Here is a 20,494-nt window from a genome sequence, read left to right as displayed (position 1 = left end):
GGTCACCCCACGCGATCTAGCAAATCGATCCAGCAATGCTTTTGCCACTGCGCAAGTTAAAGCCGAAGTGACACCTATAGCCGTCATGATCCCGGAGACAGGAAACATTTTCCTTGTCGCGCTGCCGATAGCCTTTCTCCAAACTGCAGCGCTCTTTCGAATCCGGAGCCATCGAGTCAAACATGTCCCTGGCAACGGCCCCCGTGACCATGAAAGAAATCTTGCTGTCATGCGGTGTGGGCGGCTGTTGCTCGCCCAAGGTATTCGAATAAATCAGATAAGCCCCTTTGAACTGTTTGTATTCGCCCCAGTCGCTGCTGCCGTCTGCATAGGCCAGCGAGAATACGGTGATGGCGCCGAAGGCCACAGCCCACAGTTTTTTCATATCATGCTCTCAGTTCCAGATGGAAATGATGGTCGTGATTTTTGAATGGTGTCACGAATGGAATGCCGGTATCGTTAAACAGCACCCTGCGCACACTGGCATGGGCCCGAAAAAGTGCGATGAGCTTTGCCGTCGCGGCTTGATCGTAGTCTTTGTCGTACCAATAAACAGGGAGTTGAAGGCCGCCCCTGCGCAGTGGACGAATGTCTACCTCCAGGCTGGATTTGTGCGTTGAGTGTTCCCCGTAGGCGGTGCCGTTAGCCAGACTGATGTTGCCAATCCCGAATTGCCGGTCATCGATTGCTTGCCATTCGCGTTCCACATACAGGAGCGCCATCATCATGTTTGGATGCGCGTACTGGCCTGCGCCCCTGCCCGGGGTGCCATAGACGTAATACCCTGCGTCTTCCGGAGCCTGGGGCAGGATGAAAAACCCGCGCTTATCCCTGGGCTGAACTTCAAGCATGCTCGACTCCGCTAGGTGCGACGATGGGGGGGAGTTTGCATTGTTTCGCATTCCTTTCCGCCTGGAATTGCGGGATCGCAAACAATGGCAAGCTGGCGCCGGGTTTGTCCCTTGCTCTCGGCGGCGCGTGCGCCAGCCTGGCCCATGTACAATCGGCAACATCCGGATCGACGTATCCGCCCCTTGATTGCGGAGTCTGCCCGAAGGTGACAAAAACATTGCAAACCTGGCTGCTGGCCTGGCGGGAAGCCTTCACGTGCGTGGGGCTGGGGCTGCGCGATGCCCGCCATGCGGGGCTGTGGTGGCGTTCCGCGCTGTGGTGCGTGGCGGTCATGGCGCTGTGGCTGGGACTGTATAGCAGCTTCGGCCGTTTTTTTGTCGAGCTGAGCGCCATGCTGGCGCTGGTGTCCGTTACCGGCTTGCTGGGCCTGGGCGTGATGAATGGCGTCGGGGCACTGGCCGACGGGCCGGCCACCGTCACGCAGATGGGCAATATCGCTGGCGGCCTGGGCAGCGCCGCCAAAGCTTTGCTGTCGATCGGTCAGATCGCCCTGGCGCTGCTGGCGCTGGCTGCATTTTTCTATGTGATGGTCTTTATCGTCGGCGCCATCGGCACGGCGCGCTTGCCGCTGCGCTGGCTGTTGCTGGAGCGCGCCAAGGCGGTGGCGGCGCGCCGCTATGCCGGCTGGCAAGCGCCGGCCGGCCTGGATGCGTCCGTCCCGCGCCCCGCCTGGCGGCGGCGCCTGTTGCTGCTGCTCTCCCTGCTGATCCCTGTGTGGGCCATGTGCGTGCTGATCGCGTACTTGCTGGCCTGGAACGTCCAGATGATCTACGGAGCGGCGGCCGCAGAGGTACTTGGCGCGGAACAGCAAGCGGCATTGCGCCGCGAACAGCGTCCGGCGATTGTTGCCCTGGGCCTGCTGTTATGCTTGCTGATGCTCGTGCCGGTTCTCAATTTATTGGTGCCAGCCTTGCTGTGCACCAGCGTGTGCCACTTGCAGCGCCGCGGCTGGCGCGCAAGGGACACATCAATCAACGTGGACTTAACAAGGAGTGAACATGCGTGAACATGCAGGTCGCGGCACCCTCGAGCGCGCCATAGAAATTGCCGCCGCCACCCATGCCGGCCAGACGGACAAGGGCGGCGCGCCGTACATTTTGCACCCCTTGCGCGTGATGCTGCGCGTCGCCCCCGGCGCCCAGCAGATCGTCGCCCCCGGCGCCCAGCAGATCGTCGCCGTGCTGCATGACGTGGTGGAAGACAGCGACGGCAAAGTCACCTTCGACGATCTGGCGCGCGAAGGATTTTCCCGGGACGTCATTGACGGCGTGCGCGCCGTGACCAAGATCGAGGGCGAGTTGTATGAAGATTTCATCGCCCGCGCGGCCCTGGACCCGGTCGGCAAGGCCGTCAAGCTGGCGGATCTGGCGGAGAATAGCGATCTGTCGCGGATAGGGGAGCCGACGCAGAAGGATCTGGAGAGGATAGAGAAATATCGGAGGGCGATCGGGTATTTACGGGGGGACGTTTTTTAGTTTCAAGGTGGCGCGGCGCACCTTTGCGCAGCATCAATATCTTGGCTTCAAGTAGCGGGAACACCCGAAAACGATGCCATCAGTGTATGGATGTTTGATTCTACGCAATGCCCAGAAAATGCATAACGGCAAAAATCGTCGCGTGCGCATGTTTTTTTGCGAGCGAAGGGGCGAGCTCTGCCAACTACATCGGCGCGTGACATGCTCCGTGAGATGTACGGGAGCATCACCTGGTGCCATTTGCGTTGAGCTGAGCGCTGAGGTTTTACATTCAGGAGTGCGCATGCTGGAATTGCAGCCCATGGATAGACGCGGCTACTTTAATCTTCCGCAAAGGCCGGAAGGCGCGGGTTACTACACCTATGGAACACCGCCCAATGGTGCCGGCCAGTATGCTCATCCCAAGTTGCTTTCGCTGCTATTCTTGGTTGAACATCAATGGCAGGGCATCGATAGCCGGAAAATTGGTTTCGGAAATATCAGCCTGGCTGATGGAACTCCCTACAGTGAACATAAAGGTCATCGAAGCGGAAAAGACGTCGACGTCCGATTGCTTCGCAAAGACAAAATGGAGAGCGCTGTAACAAGGTTTGACACGCACTACGACCGCGATGCAACGGCACAGCTGATCCGCATATTTTTTGAATTCAGCTTTGTCCAGGTTATCTTTTTTAATGACCCCACCATCCCCCGGATAAGACCACTGATACGCCACGACGACCATTTTCATGTCACGATCAAGTAGCGGGGCAGATGACATGAAACGTCTTCTCGCTGTTTTTCTTCTCTTTGTTTTGGCTACGGCCATGGCCCAATCCGCCCCCCAATGGCTATTTTCTTATCAGCCATTCAAAGGCCGCTATGCGATTTATGGCGGAAGCCTGAGCGATCCACAGCCGCCGACAAGGAAAGACAAGCGCATCGCGTTCTGGATCGACGGCAAGGCGGCGAAACAGCTATTTGATGCGATGGGCCCCGACTTGCGCAACGCGTGCGGCGTGGATGGCGAATATCGCCTGCGCCAGCGGGCGGAAGTGAGCTGCTCCTACCATCCCCGTGATGGTCATCACTGCGACTTCGGCTTTGATCTGCTGACCGGGCGCAGCATCGGCGGCTCCATATGCTGAAACGCGTCAGCCTGATACTTGCCACTATGCTGTGCTTGCTGCTGGCGCATCAGGTCCGGGCCGTCTGGCAGTTTGTACAGAAGGATTTTTCAGGTTCGTACGCGATCTATGGCGCATATCTCGACGATGCCGTGGCCCCGGTTGCGGGCGATACCAAAGTCGCGTTTCGCTTGACGGGCACCGCCGCAAAAGACCTCTTCGAAGCCATCGGTCCGGATATGCGCGATGGCTGCGCCGATCCGCAAATACGCATTCGTAATCGTGACATGCTGCTGTGCCGATATCGATCAAAGGATGGTTATCGCTGTGATTTTGGGTTTGATTTGTCGACGGGCTTGAGTATTGGGGGAACGGTGGGTGGGGCGGTGTGCGCGGAGTAGCGAGGGTCAGGCCCGGCATACGCGCACAGCCTGAACAGCTAAGGTTGTTGTTAGGAAAAACCGCCTGCGGCGCAAAAGCCAGTCAGACGAATCGGAGAGGGTTGCGCTTGCAAGCGCAACCCGGTTGTGCGGCGCCGGGCTGCGCTCGCCGAAGGCCCCGCACAACCCCCGCGCCCGTACCGGACGCGGATGCGCTGCCCGCGCTCTGCATGCATGGAATAAATAAAAAGGGCCTCCCCGCCAAAACGGGGAAGCCCTTTTATTTATTCAGTGGTGGAGACGGCGGGAATCGAACCAGCCGTAAAGTTAGGATACATCCGCATTTCTGAGGGGTGGTTGTCTTAATGCTGTCAATGTAGAGCGCTACGGGACTTGATATCCCAACCTTCGGACGTTAAACGCTCCCATGCATACTCCAGATGCTCACGCTTGAGCATCCTGCGTTTTCGGTCGTTCCATGCATGAACTGCATTGACGGTCGCTTCCGCTGATTCGCGAGCATTTGGGGCATGACACATAACCCAGTGTACAGAGCTCAGCAGTTCTAGGCCATATGGATCTTCAAATCCCTGTATCAATGTGGCTACACGATCAATACGCGCTACTGTGTCTGGGTCCGCATTGACAAGTGTTGCAGCTTCCTCGACTGCGCCTTCCATAAGATCAATCTTGGTTTTCGGATTGTCTGAGCCCGCGCCGTAGCCCTGAATGTAATGACCCTCTAGTTGAATTAATACTTGGCGCAAGTTTAGCGCGTACGGGCCAAAGGCACGTGGTTCATATCGGAGCCTGAGCGGTTGCCCTGCCTCCTGAAGAAAGTACATCAGCTTGTGAACCTCTAACAACTGGATGTCGGGGGCTAAATGGCCTTTTTTATATCGATCAAAAACTGAAATTAGTGCAGCACGCCCAGGTGTGATTTTTGGGCGGTCTGTTCCGATCTTCATATCAGAAGCAGATGGCGTGTTGCCCGGAGGATACATATGAACTTCCACATTAGGGAGGTCTGTGAATGCGGCGCGTATCAGCGGTTCTACGTCTGCCCAATCAAGCCCTCCGTATCCACAACCGAGTGGAGGCACAGCAATAGAGCGAATGCCGAGTGCTTGTACTTGGATCACTAAGTCGGCCAGCCCAGCCTCAATGTCGATTAAACGGCTTTTGGACTTCCAATGTCCTTTTGTTGGAAAATTGACAATCCACTGTGGGCCACCGACAAGGCCCCCAAGATCATACAGGTGAACTTTGCCAAGACGCACTTCCTTCGCTTTACAAGCAAGTTCATACGCCTTGAACATGGTGGGAAATGCTTGCTTGAATTGCAATGCAATGCCCTTTCCCATGACACCTTCGGTGTTGACGGTATTAACCAACGCCTCGACTGGAGCATCGAGTAAGTTGCCAGATGTTATCTTAAACATATATATCAATAGTACCAATGAGGAAGGACGTTTACTTCGATCTGGATTCCGTGTTGGAATAAAATCGCACGCGTCGTTGCCGCTGTCTGTTCGGTATTGCACCCAATACTCGTGAAAGAGGTGATGGGGTAAAAATCTGCGACTAGAAATTCTGTTTGCTTGGCATTCATTCGGGGGCCTGCCCACTGATTTGACTTAATAATTGCCCAGTTGACAGTGTCCAGTACTCCAGGTGCATTCGAGAACGTTGGATACGCTGACCCTGCGTTGCCATCGCTGACTGCCCACTGGCGACCTAGGCTCGAACCTCGTAATACATCGCTTACCAAGTGTAGAATTCCAGTTTGACACCCTACAGGGCGCCCTGTATTTCCGTTATTTACAGTGTAGAGCATTGGGGAGCGTGGGCAAAAGTAAAACGGAACAAATTCACCGACAAACCTATCCCCGCAACACTGAACTTTGTTTACGTGCATTCGACGCCACTTGATATTCGCGTGACCAATGTTTGTCGGCTCCACACGAGCCTGCGCTAAGGCAACGTCAGAGTGAAGACCGCCATTCTGAATAATGCTTTCTAGATTGGCAATGTCAGTAATATGGTATATGGGAGTCTTGCTTGGGTCGATCGCCATGTCCTACCCTGAGTTGCATAAGGACATCAATTATAGGTTGTAATTGTGAAATTTTAAAAATATAAATTTCACATATTGCATGTTTTTGCTCATGCGAACTCTTGCTCATCGGGCAGACCATCGCAGATGAAGTTTGAGTTAGCGCATGCCGAAGATTATTTCCGCCTTCGAGCCTGCACTTTGGTCCGCGTCAGGCATCCAACGTCCATACACTCGCGCAATCATTGTCCAGTCGGCATGCCCCATTTGCTTCGCCACCCACATCGGATGTTCCCCAGCCGATAGCATCATACTGGCATAGGTATGCCGCGTCTGGTAAGGGTTGCGATACCGCACCCCAGCGCTCGTCAATATCCCCGTCCATAGTGTTTTTCGGATCGGCTGGTCGCCCTCCCAGCGCCGTTCCAGGCGTGGATTTTGAAAGACTTCCTCGCCTTTCACCCAGGTGAACGCCTTTTGTTCCTGCAGCGCATGCATCGCACGCTCCAGCAGCTTGACTTCACGGCGGCCGGCGTTCGTCTTGGTGCTTTCTGCCGCCTTGGAGTGTTGGGTGAGGGCACGCGTCACCATCACGACGCCGCGCACGAAGTCGACGTCGGCCCAGTCCAGGGCCACCAGCTCGGACGTGCGCATGCCTGTCCAGAAGGCAAACTGCAGCAGGTTGCGCCCCTGGCCGGTTGCTTGCGCGAGAATCGCCGCCTGCTCCTCTTTCGTGAACGGGTCGATATCGTCCTTCGACTGCGGCGCCTCCACCTTGGAGTAGCACCATCGCGCCAGCGGGTTGACCTCGATCAGCTCGTCCTCTATCGCGTCGTCCAGCGCCTTGCGCAGCACGCTCTGGATGTTGGCCATGGTTTTGTTGGTCGCGGTCATGGGCTCCAGCTTCGCCCGCACGTCTTTCTTGCGCAGCGCCGACAGCATGATAGTGCCGAACCAAGGGATCAGCTGGCCAACGACGATCTTGCGATAGCCGTTGTACGTGCTGGCCTTGAGGTGCTTTTTCTGCCTGTCCAGCCACTTGTCCAGGAACGCCTCGATGGTCTGGACATCCCCCACTTGGTCAGCGAATTTGACGGCATTGGATGATTGCGGAAAGGTGGCCGTGTAGTCAAAGCTGTTGGTGGCGATAGCGTGCAGGATCGCCGCCCGGTGGTTCTCGGCCCGTTTCAGATTAGCGGAGGTGGGCTTGAGCGCGATCCTTTCCCTGCACCTGGTGCCGCGATACATGAAGGTGATTTCGATGCTGCTTTCCGATGCAGCTTTAACACCTCGCCCGTCTCTACCCATGATTCATACCCTTTTACGTCAATTAAAATTCGATTGTCTGGTGCCTTGATCCAGACGGCGTCTTTCGGCCAGATCCCGTCCCGGATCTTTGTTCTGATCGCGTCGGGCGTGTAACCCGACTCGGTAGAGAACTTCGGTATGGTCATGTAGCGAAGCATTTCTTTTTCCTATTCTCGGAATCGGTTTGTACCGCCAAAGCAAACGCTTCGGCCTCCGTGTATTGCGGCACCTCAGCGCCTGGCTTGCGGTAATCGCGCAGTCGACAAAACTCCTTGTAATCCGCTTCCTCTGCGGGGGATGCCGTCGTCATGCTGGGCACCCGATAGGCGCGGTTGCCTTCTTGACCGCCTCGATGGCGCCCAGCGGCACCGCCCGGAACATGCCCGGCCACTGGTGATCCAGCTCCACCCAGGCGTGCAGCTCGCCATTGCCCACGTCGCGGCGCAGGTCGTTGACGGTGCCGGCCTGGTAGCCTTCGTCGGTATCGAATGTCACGCGGTCGCCCAAGGCGATTTGCCGCGGCGAATTGGTCAGGGTGTTCAGCATTGCGGTGCTCCTTTCAGTTTGGCGGTAACGCCGCACACGCCGTAGCGGTCGATGGCGGCGTCGATCACGTCGCCGCTGGACGCGGCGTCATCAAAAAATTCAAAGCGTTCGGTTTGGGTGCGAACGATCACGGCAAAGGTTTTCATGTGGTAGCTCCTTCATGCGATGGGTTGTCGTGAACGATCAGCCGGGGGTACGGGCAGGCGTTGACGGCCGCCCAAGCGGCAATGACCGCTGTTTTTGCCTCGTCGGACAGGTCAGGCGCGGGCGTCGCCGGCGGCGTGGCCGGGGCAGGGCGGTCGGGGTGCGTACAGTTATTTACACGAGTCCGAGGAACTGCAACCCCAACAGCCACCGCGCGAGCGCCTGTGGCCTGTACGGGCGTCCACGTATGGCGTACGGACTTGAAGACCACGCCAATCAGATCGCTGCAGCGCACGCCGTAGGGCGTGGTGCGCAGCGTTTCACCGTAGCGGCCGATGACGGTTTTTTCGTCCTTGGCCAAGGTGACGACCAGTTCCTTGCGCGGCACCAGGGCGCCGCCCTGGGCGCGCAGGTATTCGGCCCAGCAGGCGCGCTTTTCGCCGTCGATCTTTTGCACGGCGTCCCAGGCGCGGCGCATGGCGGCCGGGGCTTCGTTGAGCATGCTTTCCTCGATGCGGCGCAATTCGCGCCACACGGTAACGGGCGCGCCGCCCCATTGCTGGAATTGACGGATGCCCCAGCACGCGGCCCAGGACTCGACGCGCGCCGATGGCGTCAGCTCGACATCGCCTTCGGTATCGGCCGTGACGACATAGCCTTCTTTGGTCTTGTGCTCGGCCACGCCGTCGATGTTCTTGGCCACGTACTTGGCGATGTAGCCGGCGGCGCTGCCCTTGGCCCAGTCGATGCGCTTGACGTCCAGGCGGCGCGCGAAGGCGCCCGGTTCGCCACGATCCACGCGCCAGGCGTAGCGCTTCATGATGCGGATGGCGCGGCCGGCCACGTCCTGCAGATGGGCCGTCTTGTATTTCGCGGTCGGGCGCACGAACAGCAGCAAATGCCAGTGCGGGCAGCCGTCGTGGTGCGGCTCGGCGATACGAAAGCCGTACAGGCCGATGCCACGGCGCGCCAGCGCGGAGCGGCACAGCGATGTCATCTTGCCCAGGTACGCATTTGCCTCGCGTGGTGTGGAGCCGTCGAACTTGTCGTTTGGCTTGCCGCTGTGCTGCATGGCATGAAAGCGCGATGGGCACGTCCAGGTGATGAAAATGCCCTGGTCGCCGCACTCGCGGGCGATCTGTTCAAAGCCATTGATGCGCAACATCAGCTCGCCGCGCCGGATGGCTTTATTCGCAGTCGTTTTCTCGGCCAGCTCGGCGATGCTGAATTGCTGGCCATTCTCGTTTTGCACCAGGGTGGCGGCCAGCGCTGCCGCGTTGCGGCGGTTTTGCGCCAGGCGCGACAGCACGGCGTCGTTGCTGGCGTAGGGTTCGCCGCGATAGTTCACATAGCCCAGGCGGATATTGCCGGCTTCAAAGGCGCGCTTGACGCGCTTGCGCAACTGGCGGCGCCACCAACGGGCGTCCACCAGGCGGGCAATGGTGTCGGTCATCGTGTCGAACTCGGGCAGCTCGATGCCATACGAGGCGCATTCGTCGGCCATGATCTGCAGGGCGTGCGTGTCGGACACGGCCATCCACAGCATTCTTGTGACGCCCGAAGCAGCGCGCTCGGCGGTGGCCACGATGTCGGCATCGCTTTGCGACAGGTCGACGCCGGCCGGCACGTATTGCTCAGCGAACTCGCGCACAAAGCTGGTGGCGACGGACTCATAGACTTTGTACCAAGACGACCAGGCCATCTTGGCCATGGCGGCCGTGATGACGCGGTTGCGCCATTTGTAAGGGATACGCGCCAGCTCGGGCGCGAACTGTGCGGATCGTAAAAAGGCTTCGTGACGCTGCGGGGCAGGCAGCAGGATTTGTTTAGATTGCATTCAACAGTCTTTCGTACACACGGATAGCGGCAGAGGTGGCGGCGCGCAGCTCGATGCGCTCTTCCTCGGTAAATGAATGGATGGGCGATTCCCAGCGGTCGGCGTCCATGCCGGCGGCGATCAGCACGGAACGGCGCGCGCCACGCGGCGACAATCCCCAAGCCTGGGCCATGAAGGGCGCCAGGTTGCGCGGCTTGATGCTGCGTAGCTGGGCCTTGGCTTCGGCAATGGCAGCCAGCGCATGCCCGGCGCCCGGTGGCGTCGGCATGTCCTTGTCGCGCGCGGCCAGAATTTCGGCGGCAGGCTGGAAGGACAGGTGATTGTCGATAAGGGACGCCGGCATGGTTCAGTCCTTGATGAAGCCAATGGCCCGCAGCACGCCGGGGGCAATGACAATCAGGAGCGTCAGCAGCCAGATGCCGCAGGTTTTGGCCAGGCGCAGCATCAGCGTGCCCCTGGCTTGAGAAATTGCTCTGCCCAGTACGGGAGCGTGTGCGATGCGCCGCAGCAGTGGCGGGAACCTGCTTCGTTGGCGAAAATGTAGTTCACCTCAATAGGCAGCTTGCCGACCAGGGCGCGCTGCTTGGCTGGCGCGAAAAAGCCGTCACGCTCCAGTGCCTGCGCATCGCTGACGATGAAGGTTATATTGGCAGCGCCGTAGGCGTGATAGGTCTTGGCAATCTCGCGGATATAAGCGGACAGTGCTTCGATGTCGGCGCCAGTGTGGGCTTGCAGCAGGAAGCAGGTCGGCGCCACCGGCACGAGGCACTTTTGCATGGCTGGGCGGGGCGCGCCCGGCGCCGTGGAATAGTCGGCCTGACTGGCGGCGTACATCGTGGTTTCCATCGGTTTTCCTTATTTCAGGTTGAACGAATCCCGCACGCTCAAAAGGGAGCGCTGCAGGGCACAGCAAAAGAGGGGAGTTACAGCGGCCGGGCTACGGCGGTGCGAGGATCGGGATAGTCATCAGTAGCCCGCCGTCAGGTCCAGGGCCAGCTGGCTGGTGGCTGCCGCGCGCGCATGCTGGGACAGCGGGATGCGGATATCGGCCTTGGGCATGGCGGACAGCGAGAGGGTGCGCAGTACTTCCAGGCCTGCCACGAAGGAGTGCCCGCATTCGGGGTTCTGGCACATGTAGGTGATTTCCTTGAACATGGCAGACATCGTGCGGCTTTTGACGGCGCGGACGGTGTTTTCGCAATGCGGGCAGGGCAGGCCGATAACTCTCATTTCAGCTTTCTTTCCACTTGGTATAAGGCGCGACCGCGACCTGTCATGTTTTTTGCCTGCTTGCGTAAGCGCGACTTGACGAGCCATTCAGCCGCCTGATCGATACTTGCCAGCCCCTGGCGTTGGCGCACGATTTCTAGCAGCGCGCGCTCGTCGTCATTGAGATTAATTTGGTGATCTGGCATGTGGGTAGCTTTGCAGTTGCTTAAAAGTTACTATTCAGTGTCTCGGATTAAGCACTGCGAAGCTGTACGCTGTCGATGTTGGCTTCGTCACCTGCAATAACTGCTAAGGCTTCGCGCATGACGATCTGACGCACCAGCACCGCAAGCGCTTCGCCCTGGTAATCGGCGAGCGAGGAAACAAGCTGGTGTTCGTAATCGTCCAGGCGCAACATGACGCGGTGGTTTCGGATACGTTTTGCATCTGGGTACATGGCGTCGTCCTTAGTGGGTGATTTGGGAAGCGATTTCGCGCTTGTAGTCGGCGAGGCCGCGCAAGATCAGGAAGCGCAATAACCAGGCACGGGATCGTTCTTGCTCGGCGGCAATGGCTTCGACTTCCAGCACTTCATCAGGCGACAAGCGGACGCCCAAAGGCTGCGAAGTGACGCCCTTGGCAGTGCGCCCGATTTTGGATACGTTTTTCATAATGTTATGATGTGTAATCGCTACAGGATGGCGTAACTATAGTGGACGAATGTCCACATGTCAAATAAAAAAGTGGTCATATGTCGTATTTCAAAGATCGTCTTCGCGCCGAACGAAAGCGTTTGGGCTTGAGCCAAGAGAAGTTTGCGGCCCTGGCTGGCGTAACAAAAGACACGCAATTAAATTATGAGAGTGGCTCTAGGAAGCCGGATTCTGACTACCTGATAGCTGTTTGCGGTGCCGGAGTGGATTCCCACTTTTTATTGCATGGCACGCCATCTTCGGACGAGCTACCGGCAGAGGAAAGCGAGTTGCTGCTAGCCTTTCGGAAGTTAGACCTTCGAGGAAAGTTGCGTCTGCTCGGCCTGGTTGAGGGAATGACAGAAGGAACTGCGTCAACTCCAGTTGCTGCGGCAGCTTCGCAGACTCAGCGCAAGCAAAAAATCACTATCAAAGGCGCAGTCGGACACCAGGTTAATGGTGATGTTGCCGGCCCCTTGACGGTCAATGTTGCCAATAAAAAGATCATTAAATGAAGAAAAAAATATTGCTGGTAGTTGCTTTAGGCTTTGGAGTGTCAAGTGTTTTTGCTGGCCCATCAAAATTTAAGGCGGAGGATGTTGTGGAACCCATAGCACCTACTATCGCTTGCATATCTGCTGAAGATTTGATTACCGGGTTTAAATTCGCGAGCGCTGGGGAGCAGACTCGATTGCAGGCACTGTTTGATTCAAAGCGGTGCTTACTAACAGGCCCTGGTGATAGGCTGAAAGTGATCACTGTTGAAAACTCTCCTCTTATTGAGGCGGTTCCTGTTTCGGTTAAAGGTGCGGTCAATGGGATTCATATTGCTGAGCCAAACTATAGAAAAGTAAAAAAATAGGCCAGCAGCATCGTAAGGCGTCGCGAGAAATAAAGTTGGATTGGAAAAATGGCAGAGAAAGTAGAATTTAAGCGGGATGTTAGCAATGCCGTGATGGGCGACTTGAATGAGGCGCCGCGCCAAAGCAACGTAGTAAATCTCACGATAGGCTCAAAAACTGAATTTCAGCCGCTGACAAAGCTACAGCGGCAAGACGTAACGGCCAAGGTCAAGGCATTGGTCGCGCTGGAAGGAGGGTCTCCACTGAATGTCTATCGAGTGTTGCTGAATAGTTTCGGCGCTGCCAACATGGACGCATTCCCTGGGGATAAGTACATGGCGGCCATGGAATTGCTCGATGCCCGTATTGTTGCGCAGCAAAGTGCTCCTGTGTCCGCTGTAGCGCCTATTACTCCTCCGCGCGCGGAGGTGGAACCAGCGATAACGTGCCATGCCTGCACTCGTCACCAAGCCGAAATCAAGCGAGTACGGGCAATTGTCGTGGCGCAATGGACCTTGCTGGTGGGAGCGATCCTGTTTTGCGGCTGGCTGTGGTTGCCTTCCGCTGTCGCCACTGCGCCCAAATCGTCCTTAGAGACAAGTTGCCTGGTCGATGGAAAGGGATACTCGATGGGAAGCTCTATCAAGATGCCGAACGGATCAATACGTGAGTGCATGAACAACGGGCCAGCAGGAAGTCCACGCTGGTCCCTTAGCGAAAAAAAATAGGATTTATTGTTTTTCTCCGTTTCAGGTGCACGGGTAACTGCACAGTCCGCAGCATTTGCAGCGCTGAACTTCCCTATAGTTGAAATGTGTGAGCTGTGTGCTAAGGGCGGTAGCAATGGACTCAGGACTGGCATCCGCCAGAATCTTACGCCAGATTTCTTTGGAATGAACTTGATCCGATATTCCAAGTATCTGGCGGTGGATGTGATTACGAATCTCATTTTCTTCGCGCTCTGTCTCGTCCGTGTCTATTGTGTTTTGATTGTTCTCATTCATACTTCTCTCCGTGTAATTGAATTCATACTGCTTCCGCGATGTGGTTGGACGGTTCCTTACCTGGCACCCAAGGTTGCTCGCTGTTTTCCATGATGATGTCGCGTACTTCCAGAATGCGATTCCATGCCTTTTTGACGGCGCTTTCTGCATTCTGTTTGGTCGTATATAGATGCTCCAACGTTTTGAGATTACCCACTGATCCCGCCATTTCCTGGCCTGTCTGTTTCTTTTTCCTCGCCACGTCCTTCCACTTCGCCACCACGCCCGTGACGCCTTCGTCCGGGTCTTTCTCGTCCTCGCGCTCGGCCTCGACCGCTTCCGTATTCGTTTCAAACTCCACGCGCGTAGTAAAGCCGTTGCCACCCAGGTTGTGCGTGACCTTGACCGATAGCCATTCGGTGGCGTCGATCTCGGGCTTGAAGCCTTGTACGGTCACGGGCGATTGCGGGAACACGGCCGGGTTGCCCAGGGCCAGGCTCATTTCGAAGGTGGCCAGGCCGCGCAGGATACGCTGCCATTCGGCGACGGCCGCCGCGCGTGCGTCGGCTTCATTGGCGAAGGTGGTGCGCAGGCGCTTGCTGTTGCCCGGTACGCCGGCCACAACGCTGCGGCGGCGCGCGTAGCGCTCGTCATGCCAGAAGGCGCGCACGCCCGTGTAGGCGTCGCTTTCGGCGCTGTGGTAGCGGTGGCCGTCGCCCAGGGCGCGCGTGATGGGAATGACGGGCAGCACCTTGCCGCTGGCCGTGCGGCTCTGGTTGATTGGGATGAAGAGCAGGGTGTCGTTCTTGACGGTGGCCACCGCGTCGTATTTCCTGCCCAGCCGGCGCAGGAAGGCCGCATCGCTTTCGTGGGTCTGGTCGATGTGCTCGACGGCGGTGTCGCGCAGGCGCGCCGACACGCCCGACGCCAGCTCGTTGCGGAAGGCGATGGCCTCGATGATGGCACCCAGGGTGGTCTTGTGAAAGCTGTGCTCCTGCTGCTGTTTGAAGGTATCGATCAGGTTTGCCGATCTGGCGCGCAGGGTGATGGTATCGGGCGCGCCGCTGTGCTCCACCTCGTCCACGGTGAACTTGCCCATATCCACCAGTCCGGTGGCTTGCCAGCCCAGTGCCAGGGCGATCTGAGCGCCGCGCGGCGGCAGGGCCAGCTTGCCGTCGCTGTCATCCAGGGAAATGTCGAGCTGGTCGCTCTCGTCGCCACGGCACAAGGTCAACGTCAAATTGATCAGCCGCGGCGAGACGATGGCCGTCAAATCCTTGTCCTCGATGCTGACCTTGAAGGCGGGGATATGCTCGCTCATTTGAACTTGTCCGCCGCGCTGCCGATGGCGCTGCTGATGCTGCCGCCGATCTTGTCTTTCATCTCGCTGACGACGCCCCCGTATTTCGAGGTGATGCCTCCGACCACATTGCCCACCACGCTGCCCACGGCGTTCTTTGCCGCGCCCGCAATGCTGCTGGTCATGCCGTCGATGCTGAGCATGTTTTTCAGGTCGCCGATGTCGCCCAGGCCCACCATGGCCAGCACGCCGTCGTCGTCACGCTTGAGCGCAATCGAGAACTCGACGCGGCGCGCGCCGCCGCTGCCGTCGAGGATACTGCGCCCCTCGGTCATGCTGGTGATGCGGTAGGAGCCGAGAATGCGGCCCGTGCCCTGGATCAAAATCCACGATTTACCGGTATCGGCCATCATGCGCAGCGCATCGAGCGAGTACAGGGAGCCGGTCAGTTCCGGCGCCACCCAGCCCGACAGGGTAATGGTGTCGTCGCCAGGCCCCACGTACTGGTGCGCGTCGCGCAGGCCCACGCGGGCCGTGCTGGCGTGCTTCCATTCCGTTTGCCGCTGCAGCTCGTGATAGGCCAGGGTCGGCAGGCTGAACACGAACATTCCTAAAATCATCATCATGGTGTGCTGTTCTTTCTTAATCGTGGTCGCGCAGGGACGAGCGGATGCGTGCCGCCTTTTCGCGGTCGCGCTGTTCCATGGCCGCATATACGGCGCGGGCGATGGCCTGGGGATCGGAACCGGCTTGCGCCTGGATGGTGATTTCGATCTTGTCGCCCTGGATGGTCATGCCGGCGGCAAACCCGCCCTGGGACAGCGGCGCGCGCGTGTCGAAGGCGCTGGCGGGTAGCGCCGTGGCCGTGCCGATGGCGATGCCGGCGCCCAATTGCGCCATGCGCTGCGCCAGGCCGGACACCTTGGCAATCGGCGCGCCTTCGCTGCGGTCCAGGCCCACGGCCAGGCCCTGCATGGTGTAGTCGCCGAGCTGGGCAAAGACGCGGCTCGGGCTGTGGATGCCCAGCTTTTCCTTGAACCAGGCAATGGTGCTGGAACCGGCATTGCTGATGGCGTCCTTGACGGCGCCCATGGAACCTGTGATGCCGTTGATCAGGCCGCGCAGGATGTTGGCGCCGAACTCGGTGAACTGGGCCGGCAGCTTGATTCCGAACCAGCTCATGACGCCCGCGAAGGCCTGGTAAAACACACCGACCGGCGACCAGTTGATAATCAGGGCCGTGATGTTGCCCATGCCGCCGGCACAGACCGTGCGCAGGCGCGACCAGATATCGCTAAAGAAGGCGGCGATAGGTGTCCAGGACGCGGTGATGCGCTGCAGGATGCTGGCGCCGAAGTCGGTGAACGTGGCCGGCAGCGCAATGCCGAACCAGCCCAGCACGCCCGCGAACGCGCGATAGAACAGGCCCAGCGGCGACCAGTTGGCAATCAGGCTGCTGACGCCGCCTATACCGCCGGCAAACGCCGTTTTGACGTGCGACCAGATGCCGGTAAAGAAGGCCTTGATCGGCTCCCAATATTTATAGATCAGGTAGGCGGCGCCGGCGATGACCGTGATGGCCAGGCCAATCGGATTGAGCATCAGGGCGCGGCCCAGCCACAGCACGGCGCGGCCCGCCCACATGAAGGCGCCGCCCAGGCCGCGCAGAATCGGCGTGAGCACGCCACCCGTGACGCCCATCTTGGCAAACATGACGTGCAGCATGGCATACGGGCCGATCATGGCGGCGATACCCAGCATCACCGGGCCGAGCACCAGCAGCAGGCCGGCCAGCACGGCAAAAGCGGTAATCATGATCTTGGCCACGGTCGGGTTGCGCTCCATGAAACCATTCAGGCGCTGCACGGCGCTGATGGCCATTTCCAGTCCCTGCGCGTACAGCGGCAGGATTTTCTCGCCCATGGTGAGCTTGAGGTTGGCCAGCTTGGCTTGCGCTTCCAGTTCCTTGCCAGCGGCAGAGTCGCGCCCCAGCTTGTCCAGTTGGGCGATATTGGCGGCGCCCCGGTTGAGCTTTTCGTTCTTGTGAATCTGCACGCGCTGCAAGTACATCTGCGAATGCAGGTTCGACGCGGTGCGGTTGGAAAAAATGCTGCCGATGGCGTCGAGCACCTGTTTCTTTTCGGTGATGCCCTTCTTTGCCAGTTGCGGCAACAGCACCTTTTCCAGCCATTCGAACTGGTTTTCGCGGAACAGCTCTGAACCCAGCAGCGCGCCGGGATCGAGGAAGGAAATTTGCCCCGCTTTGTCGTGCTTGACCTTGCTCTTGTCGCCGATCAGGCCGAACTCTTCCAGCTTTTTGGCTGAGCGCTTCGTCGTGCGGCCCTGGTACAAGTTCTGGTAGGCGCTCATCAGGGACGTACCGACGCGGTTGCCGCCCATTTCCTGCACCAGCGGTTCCATCTGGTAGTAAAAGGCATCGTCTTGCAGGCCTTTGGCGGCGAGGCCGCCGGTTTTAATCATGTTCAGCCATTCATTCGGGCCGACGCGCCCGCCCGTGGCAGTGATGACTTGCTGCACGATATTGGCCTGGGCCTCGAACTTTTCCTTGCTCTCCAGGCCGCCGCGCAGCTCGATGACCTTGAGCATGTCCATGAACTTGCGTTCGTTGTCGGCGCCTTCGGCCTCGCCAAAGAAGGCGTGATTGGCAAACTTCATCTTGGCCAGGGTAGGGGCGACCATTTCCGCGTGGTGCACGTCGGCAAAGGCGCTCATGCCGTCGCGCATGAGCTGCAGGTTGTCGAGCTGGCTGGTGCCGTAGGTCTTCATGTTGCGCGCGAAGGCGACGGCTTCGGCTGACACCTTGTCGCCCAGGCCCAGCGCGTTGACCCTGCCCACTTCCGTTTGATAGTGCTTGGCCTCGTTCAGTCCCTTGACGACGGGCGCACCGATGACGGCGCCCGTGGCGGTGGCGCCTGCGCCGGCCATGGCCAAGTTGCCCGCCTTGTTGCGCAGCTTGTCGGCGTGCTGGGTGGCATTGGTGACGCGCTGCTGCTTGGCGGCCGCATTGGCCAGCTTCTGCTGCTGCAGCGTCATGGTTTTGTTGGTGGCCTCGATCTCGCGGCGCAAGGTGCGCTCGTGGTTGGCCAGGTCTTTGGTGCCGATGCCGGCGGCGCCCAGGCGCTCGCGCATGACTTGCAATTGCTGGGCCTGCTGCTGGCCGGCCGTCTTCAAGGCGCCGGCCGCTTTGACGGCGGCGTTAAATTCACGCGTCATGGCGCGTGTGGGCGCTTCCGTCTGCTTCATCTTGGTGGCCAGGCTGGCCACCTTCTGCTGGGCCGCTTCCAGCTTGGTGCGGGTGGCGTCCAGGCCGCCGTGCAGCTCGCGGAATTTGCTGATGTTCTTTTGCTGTGCGTTCAGCTCGCGCAAGCGGTCACTGGTGGCCTTCAAGGCCTTGGCCGTCTCTCCGGAGCCGCCCATGATCTTTTTCAGCGGGCCGGTGATCTTGTCCAGTGCCGCAAACACTACCTGTAACTTCAAATCCCGACCAGCCATCTATTCCGCTCCGCTTCGCTGCCGGGCGCGTTCGCGCCAGGCCATCAGTTCATCAATCGTAAAGCCGTCCATCGCCGCCGGCGTCCAGTGGAAGACGCCGGCAATGTCGGCCATGGCGTCTTCTACTTCGCCGGGGATACCGAAAGGCGATCGGCTTTGCTCGCCAAAAAACCGGCGACCTCGGCGCCCACGGCCAGCAGGTCGGCCGGGTCCATGTTGGCGATGTCGTGCGCGGTTAAGGTCGGCTCGGTGATGCGCGGCAGCACGATCTGCAAGGCCGACACGTTCAGGTTGGCCAGCTCGATCAGGGAAATACCTCGCAGGGCGCCCGCCTTGGGCTTGCGCACGGTCAGCGCGGTGATGAAGGTGTCGCCGCGCTTGATCGGCTCGTCCAGTTCGATGATGGCTTGATTGTTGTTTTCGGTGTTCATGGTGTTGTCCTTGTGGTGTGGTGATAAGTAAAAAAGGGGATTACAGGCCGATGGCCTTGCGGATGGCCGCGTTGGTGTCGCCGCCGCCGAAGTTCTCGGTGCCGCTCATGAAGTCCAGTTCGATGACGGTGGCGCCGTCGATCATCAGCTTGTAATAGCTGCAGGGCATCGTGTATTTGTGCGTGGTGTCGTCGCCCATCTTGGCGCCGCCCATGTCGATTTCCTTGTAACGGCCGCGCACGACGACCTCGACGGCGGCGACCGTGCCCTCGTCGTCTTCCTGGTAGGCGCCGGCAAAGCGCAGTTGTACGGCGCCGTGCGTGGGCGCGCCGTACTGTTTCAGGGCTTCGGCGATCAATCCGCCGGCGCTCCATTCCAGCGACAATGCCTCGTTGCCGAAGTCCACGGACACGGGACCGCTCATGCCGCCGGCGCGGTACTCTTCCATCTTGCGACTCAGTTTCGGCAAGGTGACTTCCGGCACCATGCCCAGGAAGGACACGCCGTTCTGGAACAGGTTGAAGTTTTTCAGTTTGCGGGGCAGGCCCATAGTGTTCTCCGTTGTTCAGTTGCGCCCGCGCGGCGCGGGCAGGGTGGTGCTGATGATGCTTAGGCGGCGATACGCGAGGCGAAGTCGGCCAGGTAGCGGTCGGTGATGCGCTGCTGGAAGCGCAGGTTTTCCAGCGGCGGCACGGGCGTGTAGTCGTAGTCGATGGCCAGCTTGCCCGCCTTGAGCGTGTCCTTGTCGTTGAACTGTTCGTCATACCAGGCGTGGCCGTCGATGATGTAGCCCTGCAATTTCAGGTCGCGGAACTTGGCGTTGATGCTCTCCAGCAGGTCGCGCACCAGCGACGGATGCAAGGGCAGGTCGACAAAGGCGAAATGCGCTTCGGCGATGGTGTCGGCCAGCACCTGGGCCGTGCGCGTGTAGCTTTCGAAATAGAAGAAGCCACCCGGCGCCTCGCAGGTGCGCGAACCCCAAAAGCGGTAACCGCCCATGTTAATCAGGGTCGTCACTTCCTTGGCGTTGAGCACGCCGGCGTCGGTGGCCGGATCTTGCAGATCAAAAAACACGTCCTTGCTGATGCCGGTCGGACCATTCACGACCACGTTGGACAAGGTCTTGTGCCAGCCCGTTTCCTCGTCGATCTTGGCGCGCAGGCCCATGGCGTAGGCCACGGCGGAAATGCTGGCCTCTTCGTCGATGGTCTTGTCCCAGTTGACGAAGTCCGGCCAGATAATCATGACCTCGCGCTGGCCGAACTGGCCGCGATAGGTGGTGGCGGCCACCACGTTGCTGCAGCCATACGCGGAGGCGTACACGAAGCTGCGCAGTTGCTGCGCCACGCTGGCCAGGGCGTTGGTGACGGCCTTGGTATCCAACCCCGGCGCGCCCAGGATGCGCGGTTTCACGCCCAGCTTGCTTTGCGCGGCCAGCAAGGCTTTCACGCCCAGGTACTTGCCGTCCGGCGAGACACCGCCCACCACATTGGTGGTGGTTTCCGCTTCTGTCTCGCCTTCGGCCACGCGCACGACGATGGTCAGGGGCTTGGTCTGCGCGGCAATGGCTTCCAGCGCGCGATACAAGGTGCCCGTCTTGCCGGCCTTGCCCATGGCGGCCAGCACGTTGGTAACGAGCACGGGTGTGTCGAGCGGGAAGGCCGCCGGGTCAGCATCGTCGGCCGTGGCGATCAGGCCTAGCACTGCCGTGGAGACGGTGCGGATCGGGCGCGAACCCTCGTTGATTTCAATGACGCGCA

General features: G+C 59.2%; 28 protein-coding genes. 8 read left to right on the top strand and 20 right to left on the bottom strand.

All coding sequences use genetic code 11. The features are described from left to right. Positions 1–16: 16 nt before the first annotated feature. On the bottom strand, positions 17–385 hold the full coding sequence (locus tag JAB8_RS25415) for a hypothetical protein (protein ID WP_070292063.1): 369 nt from the start codon (positions 383–385) through the stop codon (positions 17–19). 1 nt (position 386) lies between these two features. After that, positions 387–851, bottom strand: a complete 465-nt coding sequence (locus JAB8_RS25410) for a hypothetical protein (RefSeq protein WP_070292060.1) — start codon at positions 849–851, stop codon at positions 387–389. A gap of 206 nt (positions 852–1,057) precedes the next feature. Between JAB8_RS25410 and JAB8_RS25405 the strand changes: the two genes are divergently transcribed. From JAB8_RS25405 to JAB8_RS25385, 5 genes are all read left to right on the top strand, one after another. Continuing rightward, positions 1,058–1,918: a hypothetical protein gene (locus JAB8_RS25405; RefSeq protein ID WP_139143187.1), complete on the top strand. Its 861-nt coding sequence runs from the start codon at positions 1,058–1,060 to the stop codon at positions 1,916–1,918. Further along, the gene (locus JAB8_RS25400) at positions 1,911–2,387 is read left to right on the top strand and encodes an HD domain-containing protein (RefSeq protein ID WP_070292058.1); all 477 of its coding nucleotides are present in this window, start codon (positions 1,911–1,913) and stop codon (positions 2,385–2,387) included. Before JAB8_RS25405 ends, JAB8_RS25400 begins: the two co-directional genes overlap by 8 nt. A gap of 283 nt (positions 2,388–2,670) precedes the next feature. Then, positions 2,671–3,132: a penicillin-insensitive murein endopeptidase gene (locus tag JAB8_RS29310; RefSeq protein WP_139143186.1), complete on the top strand. Its 462-nt coding sequence runs from the start codon at positions 2,671–2,673 to the stop codon at positions 3,130–3,132. A 13-nt stretch (positions 3,133–3,145) separates the two neighbouring features. Continuing rightward, positions 3,146–3,514 carry a hypothetical protein gene (locus JAB8_RS25390; protein WP_070292055.1) on the top strand — a complete coding sequence of 123 codons (369 nt, stop codon included), beginning with the start codon at positions 3,146–3,148 and terminating at the stop codon, positions 3,512–3,514. Beyond that, complete coding sequence (locus JAB8_RS25385) at positions 3,508–3,894, top strand: hypothetical protein (protein WP_083287928.1); 387 nt, start codon at positions 3,508–3,510, stop codon at positions 3,892–3,894. Before JAB8_RS25390 ends, JAB8_RS25385 begins: the two co-directional genes overlap by 7 nt. A 350-nt stretch (positions 3,895–4,244) precedes the next feature. Here JAB8_RS25385 and JAB8_RS28375 read toward each other — a convergent pair whose 3' ends face one another. From JAB8_RS28375 to JAB8_RS25335, 11 genes are all read right to left on the bottom strand, one after another. Next, positions 4,245–5,315, bottom strand: a complete 1,071-nt coding sequence (locus JAB8_RS28375) for a macro domain-containing protein (RefSeq protein WP_071654463.1) — start codon at positions 5,313–5,315, stop codon at positions 4,245–4,247. Between the two features lie 773 nt (positions 5,316–6,088). After that, on the bottom strand, positions 6,089–7,237 hold the full coding sequence (locus JAB8_RS25375) for a DUF3596 domain-containing protein (RefSeq protein WP_070292052.1): 1,149 nt from the start codon (positions 7,235–7,237) through the stop codon (positions 6,089–6,091). A gap of 306 nt (positions 7,238–7,543) precedes the next feature. Next, on the bottom strand, positions 7,544–7,783 hold the full coding sequence (locus JAB8_RS25370; RefSeq protein WP_070292051.1) for a hypothetical protein: 240 nt from the start codon (positions 7,781–7,783) through the stop codon (positions 7,544–7,546). Continuing rightward, positions 7,777–7,929, bottom strand: coding sequence for a hypothetical protein (locus JAB8_RS29640; protein ID WP_175445254.1), 153 nt, complete (start codon positions 7,927–7,929; stop codon positions 7,777–7,779). The genes JAB8_RS25370 and JAB8_RS29640 overlap by 7 nt, the downstream gene beginning before the upstream one ends. Then, the gene (locus JAB8_RS25365; protein WP_083287927.1) at positions 7,926–9,764 is read right to left on the bottom strand and encodes a replication endonuclease; all 1,839 of its coding nucleotides are present in this window, start codon (positions 9,762–9,764) and stop codon (positions 7,926–7,928) included. Before JAB8_RS25365 ends, JAB8_RS29640 begins: the two co-directional genes overlap by 4 nt. Next, positions 9,754–10,107: a hypothetical protein gene (locus JAB8_RS30070; RefSeq protein WP_034745810.1), complete on the bottom strand. Its 354-nt coding sequence runs from the start codon at positions 10,105–10,107 to the stop codon at positions 9,754–9,756. Before JAB8_RS30070 ends, JAB8_RS25365 begins: the two co-directional genes overlap by 11 nt. 101 nt (positions 10,108–10,208) lie before the next feature. Beyond that, the gene (locus JAB8_RS25355; protein ID WP_070292049.1) at positions 10,209–10,610 is read right to left on the bottom strand and encodes a hypothetical protein; all 402 of its coding nucleotides are present in this window, start codon (positions 10,608–10,610) and stop codon (positions 10,209–10,211) included. 120 nt (positions 10,611–10,730) lie between these two features. Next, entirely contained in the window at positions 10,731–10,994 is a 264-nt protein-coding gene (locus tag JAB8_RS25350) for an ogr/Delta-like zinc finger family protein (protein WP_070292048.1), read from the bottom strand. Then, on the bottom strand, positions 10,991–11,179 hold the full coding sequence (locus JAB8_RS25345) for a hypothetical protein (RefSeq protein ID WP_070292047.1): 189 nt from the start codon (positions 11,177–11,179) through the stop codon (positions 10,991–10,993). Before JAB8_RS25345 ends, JAB8_RS25350 begins: the two co-directional genes overlap by 4 nt. Before the next feature lie 47 nt (positions 11,180–11,226). Continuing rightward, positions 11,227–11,430 (bottom strand): hypothetical protein, encoded by a 204-nt coding sequence (locus tag JAB8_RS25340; RefSeq protein ID WP_070292043.1) that lies wholly within the window; start codon positions 11,428–11,430, stop codon positions 11,227–11,229. Between the two features lie 10 nt (positions 11,431–11,440). Next, a complete protein-coding gene (locus JAB8_RS25335) occupies positions 11,441–11,644 on the bottom strand; it encodes a ribbon-helix-helix protein, CopG family (RefSeq protein ID WP_070292041.1) in 204 nt (67 codons plus the stop codon). 80 nt (positions 11,645–11,724) lie between these two features. On the opposite strand from JAB8_RS25335, the gene JAB8_RS28365 reads away from it, so the two are divergent. From JAB8_RS28365 to JAB8_RS25330, 3 genes are read left to right on the top strand one after another with little or no spacing between them, the layout of a single operon-like run. Next, positions 11,725–12,180: a helix-turn-helix domain-containing protein gene (locus JAB8_RS28365; RefSeq protein ID WP_071654461.1), complete on the top strand. Its 456-nt coding sequence runs from the start codon at positions 11,725–11,727 to the stop codon at positions 12,178–12,180. Beyond that, positions 12,177–12,527 carry a hypothetical protein gene (locus JAB8_RS29300; RefSeq protein WP_139143185.1) on the top strand — a complete coding sequence of 117 codons (351 nt, stop codon included), beginning with the start codon at positions 12,177–12,179 and terminating at the stop codon, positions 12,525–12,527. The genes JAB8_RS28365 and JAB8_RS29300 overlap by 4 nt, the downstream gene beginning before the upstream one ends. A gap of 48 nt (positions 12,528–12,575) precedes the next feature. Continuing rightward, entirely contained in the window at positions 12,576–13,235 is a 660-nt protein-coding gene (locus JAB8_RS25330; protein ID WP_070292039.1) for a hypothetical protein, read from the top strand. A gap of 298 nt (positions 13,236–13,533) precedes the next feature. Here JAB8_RS25330 and JAB8_RS25325 read toward each other — a convergent pair whose 3' ends face one another. The 7 genes from JAB8_RS25325 to JAB8_RS25300 all read right to left on the bottom strand — a co-directional run. Continuing rightward, positions 13,534–14,811 carry a phage late control D family protein gene (locus JAB8_RS25325; RefSeq protein WP_070292037.1) on the bottom strand — a complete coding sequence of 426 codons (1,278 nt, stop codon included), beginning with the start codon at positions 14,809–14,811 and terminating at the stop codon, positions 13,534–13,536. Then, entirely contained in the window at positions 14,808–15,416 is a 609-nt protein-coding gene (locus tag JAB8_RS25320; RefSeq protein ID WP_070292035.1) for a phage tail protein, read from the bottom strand. The genes JAB8_RS25325 and JAB8_RS25320 overlap by 4 nt, the downstream gene beginning before the upstream one ends. Before the next feature lie 16 nt (positions 15,417–15,432). Then, positions 15,433–18,273, bottom strand: a complete 2,841-nt coding sequence (locus JAB8_RS25315; RefSeq protein WP_083287926.1) for a phage tail protein — start codon at positions 18,271–18,273, stop codon at positions 15,433–15,435. A 30-nt stretch (positions 18,274–18,303) separates the two neighbouring features. Then, the gene (locus JAB8_RS28360; protein ID WP_071650284.1) at positions 18,304–18,417 is read right to left on the bottom strand and encodes a GpE family phage tail protein; all 114 of its coding nucleotides are present in this window, start codon (positions 18,415–18,417) and stop codon (positions 18,304–18,306) included. 8 nt (positions 18,418–18,425) lie between these two features. Further along, complete coding sequence (locus tag JAB8_RS25310; protein WP_070292031.1) at positions 18,426–18,734, bottom strand: phage tail assembly protein; 309 nt, start codon at positions 18,732–18,734, stop codon at positions 18,426–18,428. Positions 18,735–18,774: 40 nt separating this feature from the next. Next, on the bottom strand, positions 18,775–19,284 hold the full coding sequence (locus JAB8_RS25305; protein WP_070292029.1) for a phage major tail tube protein: 510 nt from the start codon (positions 19,282–19,284) through the stop codon (positions 18,775–18,777). Positions 19,285–19,343: 59 nt separating this feature from the next. Next, positions 19,344–20,494, bottom strand: a 1,151-nt coding sequence (locus JAB8_RS25300) for a phage tail sheath protein (protein ID WP_070292028.1), incomplete at its 5' end; no start/stop codon positions are given.

Source organism: Janthinobacterium sp. HH106, assembly GCF_001758725.1.
GTDB lineage: Bacteria > Pseudomonadota > Gammaproteobacteria > Burkholderiales > Burkholderiaceae_D > Janthinobacterium.
The sequence above is the reverse complement of the archived record's forward strand: the minus strand, read 5'-3'. Positions and strand labels throughout refer to the sequence as shown.